The sequence below is a fragment of the Pseudomonas sp. LW8 genome (assembly GCF_041956865.1).
Taxonomy (GTDB): domain Bacteria; phylum Pseudomonadota; class Gammaproteobacteria; order Pseudomonadales; family Pseudomonadaceae; genus Aquipseudomonas; species Aquipseudomonas siliginis.
This window is the reverse complement of sequence record NZ_CP168138.1, coordinates 247,189-265,231: the sequence shown is the minus strand read 5'-3', so window position 1 is coordinate 265,231 and position 18,043 is coordinate 247,189. Positions and strand designations below refer to the sequence as shown.

Genomic DNA, 18,043 nt, shown 5'->3' with positions numbered 1-18,043 from the left:
GGCGAGCCAGCTCCCACAGGATGTGTGGTGTACACAAAATATGTGAACGACCGAGATCACTGTGGGAGCGAGCCTGCTCGCGAATGGCGCAAAGCGCCGCCATGCTCAGGTATTGGCTGGCGGTTTGCGCAACAGGCTGAACGCCATCGCCCCGAGAAACACCACACTGAGCAGCAACACCGCCCACAGCCCGAACTTCTTCCAGTTGGTCCCGGCCACCGCAGCCGTCGTCGCCGCCGAAGTTTGCGTGGCCTTCGCTTCGTCCTGCACCGTCGCCTTGCCCAGGCTCGCCAGCTTTTCTGGCTTGAAATCCGGAATCAACGTTGCCAGCGGCAGGTTCGCCGTTTTCACCGTGGCATTGCCCAAGGCCAGGCTGTACGGCCCTTCGCCCCGGGCGAGGAAGATCACCTGCGTGGCGCGCACCGCGTATTTCAGGTCCGGCGCCTGCTCACCCAACCCGCCGCCGCGCTCATCCACGGTCAGCTTGAGTTGCTGCACGGTCTGCCCGGACAGCGGGATTTCGTTCTGGACCACGTCCTGATTGTTCTGGCTCAGGCGATACAGCAAACCGCTGCTCAGTGGCTGCCACGGCAAGTTGCTCTCGCGCCGGCCGGCCAACGTGACCGGCGCCAGACTGTTCGGCTGTTTCAGCTCGATCTGCACCCGCTCGACATTCAGCCCCATCGGCAACTGCCAGATGTATTCCCCGGACTTGGTGCTGCTGCCGGCCACGCTGGGCGACCAGACCAAAGGCAGCGGCAGGTTGCGCGGGTCGCTGCTTTTCAATTGCGCCGACGTCAGGACGGGCGCCGAACCCGGCGACTCCCACAGCAGACGAACATAGCGCGCGGTCTGCCCCGGCAGGGTCACTTCGTGCTGTTCGATGCGCTCATCGGAAAAGGTCAGCCGTGCCACCTGGCCCTCGCCCCATGACTGCCAGTGCTGCAGATCGTCGCTGGCCTCGATGCTGAAACGCTGGAAACCGTCGCGTTCGCTGGTCCAGTCGAGGATCAACTGCTGCAACGGTGCCTTGATCGCACTGGCATCGAGCAGCCAGCCGCGCAGCACTTCTTCGCCCGCCTCCAGTTGCGAGGACGGTTGCACTTCGACCAGGGTGCCGTTGGTGGTCGACTGCACGCGCACATTCGGCGCGCGCTCGCTGGCGTCGGCGGCGTTGTACAGCGGGAACCATTTGACCTCGTGCAGCTTGCCGTCGTCGCGGGTCTGCGCCGATTCGCGAGCCAAGGCGTAGGCCTGCGCTTCGCCGGCGGCGTTGAACACACGCAGGTCGCTGAGATCGGTCTGGCGCGCCTGCAATTGCGCGCTCAGCGGCAGGTCGAGGCGATACCACGGGCCATTGCCGCTCACCGTCAACGGCAACTGCGTGGCGAAGTCCGCCGGTTTTTCCTGAGCGCCAGCGACCATCACCACGCCCAGCGCCAACCAACCCAGATTCAGCATGCGACTCAAGATGCAACTCCTTCGGTTTCCGGCGCGGGTTTGTCCGCCGCCGGTTCAGCCTCGACGCGTTTGGGTGGCAGCGGCGCAAAGTAGCCGACCACCAGCAGCAACATGCCAACGCCGATAAACGAGACGATCCGGGCGAGGCCGCCACGGTTGCTCAGTTCGACAAAAATCAGCTTGGCCACCACCAGCGCGATCAGCGCCGCGCCGATCAGCCAGACTTCGCGGCGATGGCGCAGATGGCCGCCGATCATCAGCCCCAGCGCCATCAACGTCCAGACGATCGACAGGCCGGCCTGCACCAGCATCGACGCGAGCAGTTGATCAAGCTCGAACGGGATGCCGGCCCAGTGATGCGCCGCGCGGGTGACCAGCGCGGTGCAGAAGGCGAACAGCGAAACCCCGGCGATCAGTTGCGTAGCCTTGTCGGCATGATCCTGACGGATCGACAGCTGCGCGACGGCGCTGCGCGACCAGGCATAAACGCCGAACAGCGCAAACAGCAGACCCAACTCCAATGGGTTAAGTAGCGGCACGTAAGGCAACGGCTCGGCATTGCCATCGCTGACGCCATTGGCCAGCCAGAACCACGCCAGCATCAGCACCGCCAGCGGTGCCGCTGCGTACAAGCGGTACTCGCGGACAAATGCGGACACCGGCCACGGCCAGTTGCGCGGTGCAGCCATCAGCAACAGATAGAGGCTCGGCAGAATCGCCCAGCCCAGCCAGCGCCACGCGTTGTACTGCTCGGACAACAACAGCAGGCCGTAACGCAACTCCAGCGCCAGCACGCCAATCAACAGCCAGCAACCGAACACATGGGCCGCGCTCAATGCGCGCGCCGGCAACATCGAAGCCAGGCGGCGCAGGCTGAAGAAGTGCACAGCGAACAGCGCCGGCCACGCCAGCCAGCCGAAGTCGGCGGCCGGGTGGTAGCGCGAATGCCAAGCGCCGAGCAAAATCAGCGCCGTCGCCGGAATCAGTAAGGTGCAGAGCAACCCCAGCGCCGGCCATTTCAAGCGCAGTGACAAAATCGTCCACAGCGCCACACTGATCGCAGCGACCAGCAGCAACAATGTGCCTTGCAGGTTCGGCGAAGCGAAACGCAGGATCTCGCCGACCCACGCCAGCGTCCACCAACCGGCGCCCCAGACCAGCAGCACTTGCGACAAGCGCTGCAAACTCAAGGCATCAAAAGCCGTGACATGGTTGCCCAATTGCAAGCGCCACGCGCCGATCAGCGCGGCCAGCCCCAGCACCAGCGGTGTCCAGAAGCCGCCATGGGCCAACGGTTTCAGCCCTTCGCTGGACAGCGGCCCGAGCCATTCGGGGCCGGCGAGCAGAAACGCTGCGCCGCCGATCACCTGCAACAGCAGGCCGAAAACGAAACTCAGACGCTGTTGCAGGTACAGGCTCAGCCAGATGATCAGCAAACCGCTGGCCGCCCACACCGCGCTCGCGGTTTGCCACGGCAGCACGAACAGTACCGCCAGATTGATCAGCACCAACCCCGCCAGCAACACCACCGACAAGCCGCGCAGCAGACGCACATCAGCGCGCACCATCTCATCGCGAGCCGCGAGCAGCATGCCGCCAATCAAGGCCAGTCCGATCAAGGACGCACTGAGCAAACCGCTCCAGCCAGCGCTGAATACCGCCGCCGAATCTTCACCGGCAGTTTGCAGGCGCAGCAGGAACAACGCGCCGCCCAGCAACTGCACGGCGAACGCGGTGAACAGGAATGTGCGTGATTGAATCCGCAGCCCCACGAACAAAGTCGCCAACCCGGCCAAGGCCCAACTGATTGCCGTGCCCTGGATGAACAGGAACAACGGTGCCAGCAGATAAAGGAACGTCAGGCCCAGACACGCCAGCAGCGGCAGGCCTTGCCTTTCCCACGGCGATGTCTGCTCGGGCGTAGCCTTGCGCAGTTGAAGGAAACTGAACAGCAGCGCGGCGCCAAGCATCAGCGCGCCCAGCGGTGCGCCGTCGAGCAGGCTGCTCTCGCCGGGCTGCAACTGGCTGAGAAACGCCAGTGCCGAACCCAGTTGCAGCAGTAAGGCAAAGGCCCGGGCAAACGGTCGATGCTGACGCAACCCGAGCCAGAAAATCCCCGCGCCTTCCACAGCCCACGCCGCAGACGTCCAGCGCGCATCGAGCCCCAGCGGAATCGCCAGGCTGGCAAAAATCACCCCCAGCGCCAGGCAGGTTTCGCCCAGCAGCATCGCGCGCCCGCCCATCAAAACTTTGGCCAGTGCCATATAGATCATGCCCAGCGCCAGAGCACTGAACGCCGCCGCGAATTCGAGATGCTGCACCAGCGCAAACTGCAGACCGAAGCCAATGATCGGCGGGCCGAACAGCATGGTGCCGTCGACGTAATCGCCCTTGCGGGCCGACCATTGCAGCAACGCCTCGCGGTCAGCGTCCGGCGGGGCATCCGCCATCTCGCGCAATTTGCGCCGGGCGAACAGCAGGCCGATGGCGAGGTACATAAGGAAAAACACAATCAGAAACGGCTCGGTGCTCCACAGCAGTTCCGGCGTGTAGGAACGCAGACCCCAGGCGAAACCGATACCGAAGGTGCCGACGAAGCCGATAAGGTTGAGCAGGCGCCAGGCCTTGAACCAGGCGATGGAGAGAATGCCGGCGTTGAGCAAGGCGAAATAACTGAACAGTGCGACGTGATTGCCTTCGCCGGTAGAAGTCAAAATCGGCGCGGCGAAACCGCCCAACGCTGCCGCTGCGGCCAACCCCAGTGCATCCTGAGTGATCGCCAGAATGGCCGAGAACACCGTCACCGCGACCAGCAAACCGAGTGCAGCGGACGGATCAAGCAACGGATGCAGACGCATCGCCGCAAACACCGTCAGGTACAACACCGCGATCCCGGTGCCTTGCAGCATCAACGCATAGTTGCTATTGCGTCGGCGCAGCCACCAGCCCAGCGCAAGCAAGGCGAACGCCGCTGCCGCAACACCGGCGTAACGCAACTCGATCGGCACCACCATGCCTTCGGTGGCGTAACGCAGTAAAAATGCCAGACCGAAAAACAGCAGCACCACACCGACGCGCAGCACTGTATTGCCGCCAAACAGCCAGTTGCGCGCAGCGCTGATGCCGCGCTCGATCAGGTTCGGGCCACGGGGTTCGGCGGGCTTTTGTGGCGGTGCCGCAGGAGCCGGTTCGGCGCGCCAGACATCGGCCGGCAGCGGCTGGCTGGTTTCGCGGGCAACGGCGGAAATCGGTTCGAGTTCGGGAGGCAGTTCCCAGATCAGTTCAGGGGTCGGGGCAGCCTGCTCAGCCACGTCGACGGGTGCGGCGACTGGCTCGGCTTCAGGTGGCGGCGCGGGCGCATGCGAGGGCGAACCCTCCAGCACAAACAGCCGCTGAGCCACGCCTTGCAAGGCTTCGCGCACCTGCTCGAGTTGACGCTGTTGCTCCGCCGCCTGCGAGCCAAGGCGCGCAATGCGCAGCGCCTGGCCGATGACCAGCCCCAGCAGCGCACCCAACAGCGCGCCACTGAACGACTCGTCGAGCAGTCCACCGAGCACCAGCCCGATCAACATGAACATCCATTGCATGGTCGATATCCCTAAGCAGCCCCGGGGCGGGGCGAGTCCGGCGATGGCTTCAGTCTAGGCACAAACCGTGTGGGAGCGAGCCTGCTCGCGAAGGCGGATTGTCAGCCAACATTTCTGTTTAAGTCGACGATCGCTTCGCGAGCAGGCTCGCTCCCACAGGGTACGGCGGTGATTGATGCCTTTTAACCGGCGCTCAGTATATCGATCCGGCCCAACAAACGTTGGGCCTTGCGCAGATTTGTCGGGGAAAGTTACTCCAGCGCTTTCCAGATATCCGTGGCGTACTCGCGAATCGTCCGGTCGGAAGAGAACCAGCCCATCCGCGAGGTGTTGAGCACCGCCGAACGCCACCAGTTCTGCGAGTCGTGCCAGTGCGCATCGACACGCTTCTGCGCTTCCCAGTAGGAGTCGAAGTCGGCGCAGACCAGGAAGCGGTCATAGTCGATCAACGAGTCGATCAGGCCGGTATAACGCGAGGTATCGTCCGGCGAAAACACACCGCTGCGAATCGCTTGCAGCACATCGTTCAAACGATGGGAGGCGGCGATGTCGGGTACAGCGCTGAACTCGTGGTTCTGCTTGCGCGCTTCAACCTGTTGCGCACTGAGGCCGAAGATGAACATGTGCTCGGCACCGATGCGCTCGCACATTTCCACGTTGGCACCGTCGAGGGTGCCGATGGTCAGCGCGCCGTTGAGGCCGAACTTCATGTTACTGGTGCCCGACGCCTCGAAACCGGCGGTGGAAATCTGCTCGGACAAGTCCGCCGCCGGGATGATGCTTTCGGCCAGGCTGACGTTGTAGTTGGGCAGGAACACCACTTTCAGCAGACCACGCACGGTCGGGTCGTTGTTCACCACCCGAGCAATGTCATTGGTCAGCTTGATGATCAGCTTGGCCTGGTGATAACTCGCCGCCGCTTTACCGGCGAAGATCTTGACCCGTGGCACCCAGTCGACTTCCGGCTCGGCACGAATCGCCTGGTACAACGCCACGGTGTGCATCAGGTTGAGCAACTGACGCTTGTATTCGTGGATACGTTTGACCTGCACGTCGAACATCGCCGCCGGGTTGACCGCGATCCCGAGGCGCTCGTGAATCAGATAGGCCAGCGCCTTCTTGCTGTGCAAACGCTGCTCGGCGAAGGCTTTGCGGAACGCGGTTTTCTCGGCGAACGGTTCAAGTTCGAGCAGGCGCTCTTCGGGATGGTCGAGCACATCCGGGCCGAGGGCGTCGATCAGCATCGAGGTCAGTTCCGGGTTGGCCTGATACAGCCAGCGGCGGAAGGTGATGCCGTTGGTTTTGTTGTTGATCCGCTCCGGATAGAGCTTGTGCAGTTCGGCAAATACGGTTTTGCGCATCAGCTGCGTATGCAGACCGGACACGCCGTTGACGCTATGCGAACCGAGGAACGCGAGGTTGCCCATGCGCACCCGGCGGCCGTTGTCTTCTTCGATCAGCGACACCGCACGCAACACGTCGAAGTCATGAATGCCCTTGGCCCGCAACGAATCGATGTGCTGTGCGTTGATCAGGTAGATGATCTGCATGTGCCGTGGCAGCATGCGTTCCATCAGCCCGACCGGCCAGGTTTCCAGTGCTTCCGGCAGCAGCGTGTGGTTGGTGTACGACAGCGTGTCGACGGTGACTTGCCATGCTGCGTCCCACGCGACGTCGTAGACGTCGACCAGTTGGCGCATCAGTTCTGCCACGGCGATTGACGGGTGAGTGTCGTTGAGCTGGATCGCCGCGTGATCACCGAGGGTCAGCACCGAGGTGTGCATGTTGCGGTGACGGCGCAGTAGATCCTGCAGCGAAGCGGCGACGAAGAAGTATTCCTGACGCAGGCGCAGCTCTTGCCCGGCTTCGGTGCTGTCGGCCGGATAAAGGACGCGGGAGATACTCTCGGCGCGGGCCACTTCCGCCACGGCGCCCAGGTGGTCACCGGCGTTGAAGCGCTCAAGGTGCAGATCTTCCATGGCGCGGGCACGCCACAGACGCAGGGTGTTGACGCTCGCCCCGCGCCAGCCGACCACCGGCGTGTCATAAGCAATTGCGCGCACGGTTTCCGCCGGCGACCAGACCTGACGAGTCTTGCCGGAGGCATCGGTGACGGTTTCGACGCTGCCGCCGAAGCCGATCGGGTAGGCCACTTCCGGCCGTTCGAATTCCCACGGGTTGCCGAAATCCAGCCAGTGTTCGGTCTGTTCCTGTTGCCAGCCATCGACAATCGCCTGACGGAACAAGCCATGCTCATAACGAATGCCATAGCCATGGCCGGCGATGCCGAGGGTCGACATGCTTTCCATGAAACACGCCGCGAGCCGACCGAGGCCGCCATTGCCCAGCGCTGCATCGGGCTCCAGCAGACGAATGCGCTCCAGATCGACGCCCAGTTCGGTCAACGCTTCACGGGCGACGTCGAGCAGCCCAAGGTTGCTCAGGCTGTCGTAGAGAAGGCGGCCGATGAGAAATTCCAGCGAGAGGTAATAAACCCGCTTCTGGCCTTTGCGGTAGATCTGCCGGGTGTGGTCCATCCAGTGTTCGACCATGTGATCACGCGCAGCCAGGGCAATGGCTTCGAACCAGTCATGGTCGAAGGCGTGATCGGGGTCTTTGCCCACGGCGTAGGTGAGTTTGGTCAGGACGGCGTCGCGGAACGCGGCCACCTCTGCTTCGCGAACTAGTGGTTCTTGAGTCATCAACAGGACCTCGAGCGAGCGGGAATTTTCTGAGCCTAGACGGTCTGACCGGCGGTAACGGCTCTGGTTCGGCAGTATTTGCCCGGACTGTGCACCAGTCCGACATAACCCTGGCGGATGAGCCAATGAATGCAGGGGCCGTGCCGTCCTGTCGGGCAATTTGCAGTCGTTGCGAAAATATCCGGCGAAAGGTTGTTCAAAATTCCACCGCTCCCGGTATGATCGCGCGCCCTGATGCATACACGCCTGGTAACTCCCGATGATGAAGCCCAACCTGATCGCCGCCGCCGAGATTGATCGTCTCGATACGTGGGCCAAATACTCGGCGCCGATGTGCGGCTCGTGCATGTCCAGCTGCTGCACGCTGCCGGTCGAAGTGAAGATCAAGGATCTGGTGCGCATCGGCGTCGTCGACGAGTTCGAACTGGGCGATCCGCCAAAGAACATCGCCAAGCGCCTGCAAAAGGAAGGTCTGGTCGAGCGCTTCAATCAGAAGTCGGGAATCTTCACCCTCCAGCGCATGAGCAACAACGATTGCTATTACCTGGATCGTAAAACGCGCCTGTGCACCATTTATGACAAGCGCCCGGACACCTGCCGCAACCACCCGAAGATCGGACCGCGGCCGGGGTATTGCGCTTATAAGCCGAAAGAAGTCGAGCGAGTGCAGAATTTCCGGGCCATCGACAAATTTTGATCGCTGGGGAAGTTTTCGGCGGCTGATCGGCCGCTTTCGCGAGCAGGCTCGCTCCCACAATAGAGATCAGTGAACACGGATTTTGTGTGCACCCGAAATCCCACTGTGGGAGCGAGCCTGCTCGCGAAAGGGCCAGTGCAAACACTGCATAAACGCCAGACAAACAAAAACGCCCCCGGTCTCGCGACCGGGGGCGTTTTCTATTCCAGGGCTAGATTACGCCTTGGCTTTCTTGGCAGCGCGGGTACGCTCGCTTTCGTCGAGGATCTTCTTGCGAAGACGGATCGACTTAGGAGTGACTTCGCAGAGCTCGTCTTCCTGGATGTATTCCAGAGCCTGTTCCAGGGTGAAGCGAACAGGTGGAACCAGAGCGATGGTTTCGTCTTTACCCGAAGCACGCATGTTGTCGAGCTTCTTGCCTTTGGTTGGGTTGACACCCAGGTCGTTGTCGCGGCTGTTCTGACCAACGATCTGACCGTTGTAGATCTCTTGGCCGTGTTCTACGAACAGCTTGCCACGAGCCTGCAGGGTTTCCAGCGAGTAGGTCAGAGCCTTGCCGGTTTCAACCGAAACCAGAACGCCGTTCTGACGGCCGGACATGTGGCCCGACTTCACTGGAGCGTAACGGTCGAAGATCGAGGTCAGGATGCCAGCACCGTTGGTCAGGGTCAGGAACTGGTTACGGAAACCGATCAGACCGCGAGCAGGGATGTTGTATTCCAGACGAACACGGCCCTTGCCATCCGGCACCATGTTGCTCAGGTCGCCCTTACGCAGACCCATCTCTTCCATGACCTTGCCCTGGGATTCTTCAGGGATGTCGATGGTGACGTTTTCGAACGGTTCCTGCTTCACGCCGTCGACTTCACGGATGATCACTTCAGGACGGCCCAGGGCCAGCTCGAAGCCTTCGCGACGCATGGTTTCGATCAGTACCGAGAGGTGCAGCTCACCACGGCCGGACACCTTGAACTTGTCAGCCGAGTCGCCTTCTTCAACGCGCAGTGCAACGTTGTACAGCAGCTCTTTGTCCAGACGATCCTTGATGTTACGGGAGGTCACGAACTTGCCTTCTTTACCGCAGAATGGCGAGTCGTTTACCTGGAAGGTCATGGAAACGGTTGGCTCGTCAACGGTCAGCGGCTTCATCGCCTCGACGGTGTTGATATCGCACAGAGTGTCCGAGATGAACAGCTCGTCGAAGCCGCTGATGCAGACGATGTCGCCAGCTGCTGCTTCGTCAACGTCGATGCGGTGCAGACCGTGGTGACCCATCAGCTTCAGGATACGACCGTTGCGGCGCTTGCCGTCGGCGCTGATAGCGACAACCGGGGTGTTCGGCTTGACGCGACCGCGAGCGATACGGCCAACACCGATAACACCCAGGAAGCTGTTGTAGTCCAGAGCGGAGATCTGCATCTGGAACGGACCGTCACGGTCAACGGCCGGAGGCGGAACGTGGTCGACTACTGCCTGGTACAGCGGAGTCATGTCTTCCGCCATGGCGGTGTGGTCCAGACCGGCAATACCGTTCAGGGCCGAAGCGTAAACAACCTGGAAGTCCAGTTGTTCTTCGGTAGCACCGAGGTTGTCGAACAGGTCGAAGATCTGGTCCAGAACCCAGTCCGGACGCGCGCCTGGACGGTCAACCTTGTTGATCACCACGATTGGACGCAGGCCGGCTTCGAAAGCCTTCTTGGTCACGAAACGGGTTTGCGGCATAGGGCCGTCTTGAGCGTCAACCAGCAGCAGAACGGAGTCGACCATCGACATTACGCGTTCAACTTCGCCGCCGAAGTCGGCGTGGCCCGGGGTGTCCACGATGTTGATGTGGTAGCCGTTCCAGTTGATGGCGGTGTTCTTCGCCAGAATGGTAATACCGCGCTCTTTTTCCTGGTCGTTGGAGTCCATCACGCGCTCGTCGTTGAGCTCGTTGCGCTCCAGGGTGCCGGATTGACGCAGGAGTTTGTCTACCAGGGTGGTTTTACCGTGGTCAACGTGGGCAATGATGGCGATGTTGCGTAGATTTTCGATCACTTGTGTATCTCGATCAGAGGATTCGGTTTGCTGACAAGTCATGGCAGCGATTAGCAGTAGTGTCCGGCATGGCCGTTACAGCTTGACGGCGGTGTCGGGGGGCCGGTGACGCAGGCCACAGGCAAACAGCCCCGGGCACTTAGCTCGGTCGATAAACGCGCACATTGGCATGCCCCTCACTGAGCAAATGGTGGGCATGCAGGCGACTCATCACGCCTTTGTCGCAATACAGCAGGTACTGGCGAGTAGGGTCCAGTTCCTTGAAACGTGCGTTCACTGCATAGAACGGCATCGTCTGTACCTCTATGCCGGCGAGCTCCAGCGGGTCATCCTCGGCGGCATCCGGGTGGCGGATGTCGATCACGATCTGACCGGCCAGCGCTTCGCTGACTTCTTCAATCTGCAAATCCTGGCCCAACTCGTCGATTACCCGATCGATCGGCACCAGTTTGGCGTTGGCGAGCGCGCGCTCGAGTACCGCCATGTCGAATTCTTTCTCTTCGTGCTCAACCCGGCCACGCTTGGCGGCGGTCTTGGGGTTGACCGAAATCACGCCGCAGTATTCCGGCATGTGCCGGGCGAAATCGGCGGTGCCGATCTCGTTGGCGGTGTCGATGATGTCCTGCTTGTGCGCGACGATCAGCGGCCGCAGCACCAGCTTGTCGGTCACGCAGTCGATCACCGACAGGTTCGGCAGCGTCTGGCTCGACACCTGGGAGATCGCTTCACCGGTCACCAGTGCATCGATGTGCAGGCGTTCGGCGATCTCGGACGAGGCGCGCAACATCATACGCTTCAAAACCACGCCCATATGACTGTTATCGACTTTGCCGAGAATTTCGCCCAGCACTTCCTCGAACGGCACACTGACAAATAGCACGCGTTGCGAGCTGCCGTACTTCTTCCAGATGAAGTGCGCGACTTCCATCACGCCCAATTCGTGGGCACGCCCGCCGAGATTGAAGAAGCAGAAGTGCGCCATCAGGCCGCGACGCATGATCTGGTAAGCCGCCACGGTCGAATCAAAGCCGCCGGACATCAATACCAGCGTCTGCTCCAACGCGCCGAGCGGGTAGCCGCCGATGCCGTTGTGCTGGCTGTGAATCACGAACAACCGTTTGTCGCGAACTTCGATACGGACTTCGATTTGCGGTGCTTTAAGGTCGATTCCGGCCGCACCGCACTCGCGACGCAGCTTGCTGCCGACGTATTTTTCCACGTCCATCGAGCTGAAGGCATGCTTGCCTGCGCGCTTGCAGCGCACCGAGAAAATCTTCCCGGCCAGTGCATCGCCGTAGTGCTGTTTGCACTTTTCGGTGATGTCGTCGAAGTCGCCCAGCGGGTACTCGTCGATCTGCAGAAAATGCGCGATACCCGGCATGCAGGTCAGGCGTTCGCCCATCTCTTTCAAGGCTTTGGGGTCGGTAACGCGGGTTTCCAGCTCGAGATTGTCCCACACGCCGTTCACCACCACGGCCGGGTCCAGGTCACGGAGCACGGTGCGGATGTTCTTGGCCAACTGGCGGATGAATTTCGTCCGGACAGGTCGGCTTTTGATGGTGATCTCGGGGAAGACTTTTACGATAAGTTTCATGAAAACAGCGCGCGAACGGCCAGCCGAAAAAGGGGGGCGCGGATTATAGCGGAAATTGCTCAAGGTTTAACCAGTTAATGTGCAGAAGGTTTTGCTTGCACCAAAACAGGTCATTTATGAATTTAAACGCAACATTAAGGGGCGGGATTTGTCGATTCAGAACCTCGCACGCCTTAATAAGCGTGAATTTGGGGCAAAAAACCCATGCTGGGGCACTGGCATGCAATTTGCTCCCTTGTGAGGCAGGTTGCCTTGGCAGAGTATTCGCGCCGGCATCACCATTATTAAGGGCATCCACTACCCGCCCTAATTCACCCGGAGGACACTATGTCGAAGTCGGTTCAACTCATCAAAGATCATGACGTCAAGTGGATTGATCTGCGCTTCACGGACACCAAAGGCACTCAGCACCACGTGACCATGCCGGCTCGCGATGCGCTGGATGACGACTTCTTCGAAGTCGGCAAGATGTTCGACGGTTCCTCCATCTCCGGCTGGAAAGGCATCGAAGCCTCCGACATGATCCTGATGCCGGTCGACGAAACTGCCGTGCTCGATCCGTTCACCGAAGACCCAACCCTGATTCTGGTGTGCGACATCATCGAGCCTTCGAGCATGCAGGGCTACGATCGCGACCCACGTGCGATCGCCAAGCGCGCCGAAGAGCACCTGAAAGCCACCGGTATCGGTGACACCGTATTCGCCGGTCCGGAGCCTGAGTTCTTCATCTTTGACTCGGTGAAATTCAAGTCGGACATCTCCGGCTCGATGTTCAAGATCTACTCCGAGCAAGGTTCGTGGATGTCCGACCAGGACATCGAAGGCGGCAACAAGGGTCACCGTCCAGGCGTGAAAGGTGGCTACTTCCCGGTTCCACCATTCGACCACGACCACGAAATCCGTACCGCCATGTGCAACGCACTGGAAGAAATGGGTCAGTCGGTTGAAGTTCACCACCACGAAGTGGCAACTGCCGGCCAGAACGAAATCGGCGTCAAGTTCAACACCCTGGTGAAGAAGGCCGACGAAGTTCAGACCCTGAAATACGTTGTGCACAACGTTGCCGACGCTTACGGCCGCACCGCGACCTTCATGCCGAAGCCACTGTACGGCGACAACGGTTCGGGCATGCACGTACACATGTCGATCTGGAAAGACGGCAAGAACACCTTCGCAGGTGAAGGCTATGCCGGCCTGTCCGATACCGCTCTGTACTTCATCGGCGGCATCATCAAGCACGGTAAGGCCCTGAACGGCTTCACCAACCCGGCGACCAACTCCTACAAGCGTCTGGTGCCAGGCTTCGAAGCTCCGGTAATGCTGGCCTACTCGGCTCGCAACCGTTCCGCTTCGATCCGTATTCCTTACGTGTCGAGCCCGAAAGCCCGCCGTATCGAAGCACGCTTCCCGGATCCGGCTGCCAACCCGTACCTGGCCTTCGCAGCACTGCTGATGGCCGGTCTGGACGGTATCCAGAACAAGATCCACCCAGGCGATGCCGCCGACAAGAACCTGTACGACCTGCCGCCTGAAGAGGCGAAAGAGATTCCACAGGTTTGCGGCAGCCTCAAAGAAGCCCTGGAAGAGCTGGACAAGGGCCGCGCGTTCCTGACCAAGGGCGGCGTGTTCTCCGACGACTTCATCGACGCTTACATCGCGCTGAAATCGGAAGAAGAAATCAAGGTTCGCACCTTCGTGCACCCACTGGAATATGAGCTGTACTACAGCTGCTGATCCGGTAGCGCTGCGTAAAGTGGCGTGACACAAGAGGCCTCCTTCGGGAGGCCTTTTTTATTGCCCGGCGCAGTTCATTTACCCTGTGGGAGCGAGCCTGCTCGCGAAAGCGGTGAGGCATTGAAGATGATGGTGACTGATGCGACGCCTTCGCGAGCAGGCTCGCTCCCACAGGCGATCTGTGGTGTCTGAATGATCTTTGAATGTGTCGCCAGTTGGGCCAACCGCCCCACCTGTCCTATGCTGCTACCCACAGTTTCCAACCCCGGTCGATTTCATGGGTCGCACGCTTCTCTACATTCTGCTGCTGATCGCCCTGCCCGCCGCCGCGCAGATCTACAAGTACACCGACGCCAACGGCAACACGGCGTACAGCAATCAGCCGCCGGACGGCGTGCAGGCGCAACCGGTCGAGTTGCCGCCGCTCAATCGGGTCGAGCCGCAAGCACCGAGTGCGCCGCAAGCACCCACCGCAGAACAACCGCAACCAGCGCGCAACGCCTATGAAATCCTCGAACTCGCCGGCCTGCCCACTGACGAGGCGCTACGCGCCAACAACGGCACCTTCACGGTCAATGTTCTGATCAAGCCGCGTCTGCAATCGCCGCATCAACTGAGACTGGTGCTGGACGACGAGCCCTATGGCCAGCCGAGCAACGTACCGGTTTTGCAGTTGGTGAACATTGATCGCGGCGAGCATCGCCTGGCCGTGCAGGTGATCGACGGCCAGACCGTCATTCAGCAGAGCCCGCCAGCCGTCTTCACCGTGCAACGGGTGCATAGACCATGATCCGCGCGGGGCTGGCACTCATTCTGGCGCTGATGTCGACGTACACCTTGGCGGAGGTCTTTACCTATGTCGACGCGCAGGGCAACCGCGTCTATACCGACCAGCCACGCGCCAACGCCAAGCGAGTGCCGATCGCGACGAGCAATCGCATGGCTGTCCCTGCCAACACCGCAGCGCCGATCACCACAGCGAAAAAATCCGCCGAACCAGCGCCCTTTCACTACGACATGCTGCGCATTCTGATCCCGGAGCCTGATGCCACTCTGCGCAGCAGCGCCGGCGAGCTGATCGTCAGCGTCACCAGCGAGCCCGGCCTACAAAGCGGCCATCGTTATCGCCTGCTGCTGGATGGCAAGGCCACTGGCGAGCCCGGCGTCAGCCCGGTATTTGCGCTGAGCAATATCGATCGCGGCAGCCACAGCCTTTCGATCGAAATCCTCGACGCCGCCGGGCGTACCGTGGAACGCACCGCCAATCAGCCGTTCCACATGCTGCGCATTTCCCTGGCGCAGAAACGTCAGGTCAAACCCTGCGTTGCCGACGACTATGGCGTGCGCCCGGAGTGCCCGCTCAAGGACAAACCTGAAGAGCCGAAAAATCCATTCCTGCGCTTCTTTTAACCTCCGCCAGCCGCGCGCACTCTATTGGTGCACTAAACTGCATCTCGCCCACAACCCAACCCATTTTGGTTCGAAACTTCCCGTTTGAGCTGGCTTCGTGCCATACAAACGCGCGTCAAACGCCTGTTTCAGGGCTTAAACGCTTCTTTTCGGAGCCTTGGTTTGGTTTTTGCATTTTCCCGACATCAGCGCTTTGTTCTCGCGCACGCCTTGCTCCAAAAGGGGTCCAGATGACCATAAGCGACGCTATTCACCGTTTGCTGCTCGACAACCTGACCACGGCGACCATCCTGCTCGACGCCGAACTGCGCCTGGAGTACATGAACCCGGCGGCGGAGATGCTGTTGGCCGTCAGCGGTCAGCGCAGCCACGGCCAGTTCATCAGCGAGCTGTTCACCGAATCCCCCGAGGCGCTCAATTCCCTGCGTCAGGCCGTGGAGCAGGCGCACCCTTTCACCAAGCGTGAAGCGATGCTCACCGCCCTCACCGGCCAGACGCTGACCGTGGATTACGCGGTGACGCCAATCCTCAGCAACGGCGAGACTTTGCTTTTGCTTGAAGTGCACCCGCGTGATCGCCTGCTGCGGATCACCAAGGAAGAGGCGCAGCTGTCCAAGCAGGAAACCAGCAAGATGCTGGTGCGCGGCCTCGCCCATGAGATCAAGAACCCCCTGGGCGGCATCCGTGGCGCAGCGCAATTGCTCGCCCGCGAACTGCCGGAGGAAAGCCTGCGCGATTACACCAATGTGATCATCGAAGAGGCCGACCGCCTGCGCAATCTGGTCGATCGCATGCTCGGCTCGAACAAACTGCCGTCGCTGGCCATGTGCAACGTCCACGAAGTGCTCGAACGCGTCTGCCATCTGGTCGAAGCCGAAAGCCAGGGCTGCATCACCCTGGTGCGTGATTACGACCCGAGCATTCCCGACGTATTGATCGACCGCGAGCAAATGATTCAGGCGGTGCTGAACATCGTGCGCAATGCGATGCAGGCCATCAGCAGCCAGAACGAGCTGCGCCTGGGCCGCATCAGCCTGCGCACCCGCGCCATGCGCCAGTTCACCATCGGCCACATCCGCCATCGTCTGGTGACCAAGATCGAGATCATCGACAACGGTCCCGGCATTCCGGCGGAACTGCAGGAAACCATTTTCTTTCCCATGGTCAGCGGCCGCCCGGATGGTACCGGGCTGGGCCTGGCCATTACCCAGAACATCATCAGTCAGCACCAGGGCCTGATCGAGTGTGAGAGCCATCCAGGCCACACCACCTTCTCGATCTTCCTGCCACTGGAACAAGGAGCCACATCGACATGAGCCGTAGTGAAACCGTGTGGATCGTCGATGACGACCGTTCTATCCGTTGGGTCCTGGAAAAAGCCTTGCAGCAGGAAGGCATGACCACCCAGAGCTTCGACAGCGCCGATGGCGTGATGAGTCGTCTGGCCCGGCAGCAGCCGGACGTGATCATTTCCGATATCCGCATGCCAGGCGCCAGTGGCCTGGATCTGCTGGCGCGGATTCGCGAACAGCACCCACGGCTGCCGGTCATCATCATGACCGCTCACTCCGATCTGGACAGCGCTGTCGCCTCCTATCAGGGCGGTGCTTTCGAGTACCTGCCCAAGCCGTTCGACGTCGATGAAGCGGTATCGCTGGTCAAACGCGCCAATCAACATGCCCAGGAACAGCAAGGTCTGGAAGTGGTGCCGGCGCTGACCCGCACCCCGGAAATCATCGGCGAAGCGCCGGCGATGCAGGAGGTGTTTCGCGCCATCGGGCGCCTGAGCCACTCCAACATCACCGTGCTGATCAACGGCGAATCCGGTACCGGTAAAGAACTGGTGGCCCACGCCCTGCACCGCCACAGCCCACGCGCGGCCTCGCCGTTCATTGCACTGAACATGGCGGCGATCCCCAAGGATCTGATGGAATCGGAATTGTTCGGCCACGAGAAAGGCGCGTTCACCGGCGCGGCAAACCTGCGTCGCGGTCGTTTTGAACAGGCGGACGGCGGCACGCTGTTTCTCGATGAAATCGGCGACATGCCGGCGGACACCCAGACGCGTCTGTTGCGCGTGCTGGCCGATGGCGAGTTCTACCGCGTCGGCGGCCATGTACCGGTCAAGGTGGATGTACGCATCATCGCCGCGACCCACCAGAATCTCGAAACACTTGTCCACGCCGGCAAATTCCGTGAGGACTTGTTCCACCGCCTGAACGTGATCCGCATCCACATCCCGCGCCTGTCGGATCGTCGTGAAGACATTCCAACCCTGGCCCGGCACTTCCTCAGCCGCGCCGCGCAGGAACTGGCGGTCGAGCCGAAGCTGCTGAAAAGCGAGACCGAGGAATACCTGAAAAACCTGCCGTGGCCAGGTAACGTGCGCCAGTTGGAGAACACCTGTCGCTGGATCACCGTCATGGCCTCCGGCCGTGAAGTGCACATCAGCGATTTGCCGCCGGAACTGCTCAACCTGCCGCAGGATTCGGCGCCAGTGACCAACTGGGAACAGGCCCTGCGCCAGTGGGCGGATCAGGCCTTGGCCCGCGGCCAGTCGAGCCTGCTCGACAGCGCAGTGCCGGCGTTCGAGCGGATCATGATCGAGACTGCTTTGAAGCACACCGCAGGACGTCGGCGTGATGCGGCGGTGCTGCTGGGTTGGGGGCGCAATACCCTGACGCGCAAGATCAAGGAACTGGGGATGAAGGTTGATGGTGGGGATGATGACGAGGGGGAAGAGGGTTAACGCTTAAGGGTTGCCGTGCACTCAGGATCGATCCCCCTCACCCCAGCCCTCTCCCGGGGGAAGGGAGCAATC

The 18,043-nt window shown here is 61.0% G+C and carries 11 protein-coding genes; 6 read left to right on the top strand and 5 right to left on the bottom strand.

The window, feature by feature from the left end; all coding sequences use genetic code 11:
* Positions 1-105: 105 nt before the first annotated feature.
* From AB9L16_RS01395 to AB9L16_RS01385, 3 genes are all read right to left on the bottom strand, one after another.
* Positions 106-1,470: a DUF3999 domain-containing protein gene (locus tag AB9L16_RS01395; RefSeq protein ID WP_252868640.1), complete on the bottom strand. Its 1,365-nt coding sequence runs from the start codon at positions 1,468-1,470 to the stop codon at positions 106-108.
* Positions 1,467-5,048, bottom strand: a complete 3,582-nt coding sequence (locus tag AB9L16_RS01390) for a DUF2339 domain-containing protein (RefSeq protein WP_375122999.1) — start codon at positions 5,046-5,048, stop codon at positions 1,467-1,469. The genes AB9L16_RS01395 and AB9L16_RS01390 overlap by 4 nt, the downstream gene beginning before the upstream one ends.
* A gap of 251 nt (positions 5,049-5,299) precedes the next feature.
* The gene (locus AB9L16_RS01385) at positions 5,300-7,750 is read right to left on the bottom strand and encodes a glycogen/starch/alpha-glucan phosphorylase (RefSeq protein WP_041477535.1); all 2,451 of its coding nucleotides are present in this window, start codon (positions 7,748-7,750) and stop codon (positions 5,300-5,302) included.
* 259 nt (positions 7,751-8,009) lie between these two features.
* Between AB9L16_RS01385 and AB9L16_RS01380 the strand changes: the two genes are divergently transcribed.
* Positions 8,010-8,447: a YkgJ family cysteine cluster protein gene (locus AB9L16_RS01380; protein ID WP_016772101.1), complete on the top strand. Its 438-nt coding sequence runs from the start codon at positions 8,010-8,012 to the stop codon at positions 8,445-8,447.
* A 216-nt stretch (positions 8,448-8,663) separates the two neighbouring features.
* Here the strand turns inward: AB9L16_RS01380 and typA are convergent, their stop codons facing one another.
* Positions 8,664-10,484: a translational GTPase TypA gene (typA, locus tag AB9L16_RS01375; protein WP_016772102.1), complete on the bottom strand. Its 1,821-nt coding sequence runs from the start codon at positions 10,482-10,484 to the stop codon at positions 8,664-8,666.
* A 139-nt stretch (positions 10,485-10,623) separates the two neighbouring features.
* Entirely contained in the window at positions 10,624-12,078 is a 1,455-nt protein-coding gene (gene thiI, locus AB9L16_RS01370; protein ID WP_024011233.1) for a tRNA uracil 4-sulfurtransferase ThiI, read from the bottom strand.
* A 327-nt stretch (positions 12,079-12,405) separates the two neighbouring features.
* Between thiI and glnA the strand changes: the two genes are divergently transcribed.
* The 5 genes from glnA (at position 12,406) to ntrC (ending at position 17,971) form a co-directional block, all read left to right on the top strand.
* Complete coding sequence (glnA, locus tag AB9L16_RS01365; RefSeq protein ID WP_016772104.1) at positions 12,406-13,812, top strand: type I glutamate--ammonia ligase; 1,407 nt, start codon at positions 12,406-12,408, stop codon at positions 13,810-13,812.
* Between the two features lie 277 nt (positions 13,813-14,089).
* Positions 14,090-14,602, top strand: a complete 513-nt coding sequence (locus tag AB9L16_RS01360) for a DUF4124 domain-containing protein (protein ID WP_375122998.1) — start codon at positions 14,090-14,092, stop codon at positions 14,600-14,602.
* Positions 14,599-15,222: a DUF4124 domain-containing protein gene (locus AB9L16_RS01355; protein ID WP_252887176.1), complete on the top strand. Its 624-nt coding sequence runs from the start codon at positions 14,599-14,601 to the stop codon at positions 15,220-15,222. The genes AB9L16_RS01360 and AB9L16_RS01355 overlap by 4 nt, the downstream gene beginning before the upstream one ends.
* A 230-nt stretch (positions 15,223-15,452) precedes the next feature.
* The gene (gene glnL / locus AB9L16_RS01350) at positions 15,453-16,538 is read left to right on the top strand and encodes a nitrogen regulation protein NR(II) (RefSeq protein WP_024011230.1); all 1,086 of its coding nucleotides are present in this window, start codon (positions 15,453-15,455) and stop codon (positions 16,536-16,538) included.
* Entirely contained in the window at positions 16,535-17,971 is a 1,437-nt protein-coding gene (ntrC, locus tag AB9L16_RS01345) for a nitrogen regulation protein NR(I) (RefSeq protein ID WP_016772108.1), read from the top strand. Before glnL ends, ntrC begins: the two co-directional genes overlap by 4 nt.
* Positions 17,972-18,043 lie beyond the last annotated feature (72 nt).

Bases quoted from the DNA above. Each gene is read 5' to 3' on its own strand.
- AB9L16_RS01390 (WP_375122999.1), bottom strand. From the start codon at position 5,048: ATGCAATGGATGTTCATGTTGATCGGGCTGGTGCTCGGTGGACTGCTC.
- AB9L16_RS01385 (WP_041477535.1), bottom strand. From the start codon at position 7,750: ATGACTCAAGAACCACTAGTTCGCGAAGCAGAGGTGGCCGCGTTCCGC.
- AB9L16_RS01380 (WP_016772101.1), top strand. From the start codon at position 8,010: ATGATGAAGCCCAACCTGATCGCCGCCGCCGAGATTGATCGTCTCGAT.
- thiI (WP_024011233.1), bottom strand. From the start codon at position 12,078: ATGAAACTTATCGTAAAAGTCTTCCCCGAGATCACCATCAAAAGCCGA.
- glnA (WP_016772104.1), top strand. From the start codon at position 12,406: ATGTCGAAGTCGGTTCAACTCATCAAAGATCATGACGTCAAGTGGATT.
- AB9L16_RS01360 (WP_375122998.1), top strand. From the start codon at position 14,090: ATGGGTCGCACGCTTCTCTACATTCTGCTGCTGATCGCCCTGCCCGCC.
- AB9L16_RS01355 (WP_252887176.1), top strand. From the start codon at position 14,599: ATGATCCGCGCGGGGCTGGCACTCATTCTGGCGCTGATGTCGACGTAC.
- glnL (WP_024011230.1), top strand. From the start codon at position 15,453: ATGACCATAAGCGACGCTATTCACCGTTTGCTGCTCGACAACCTGACC.
- ntrC (WP_016772108.1), top strand. From the start codon at position 16,535: ATGAGCCGTAGTGAAACCGTGTGGATCGTCGATGACGACCGTTCTATC.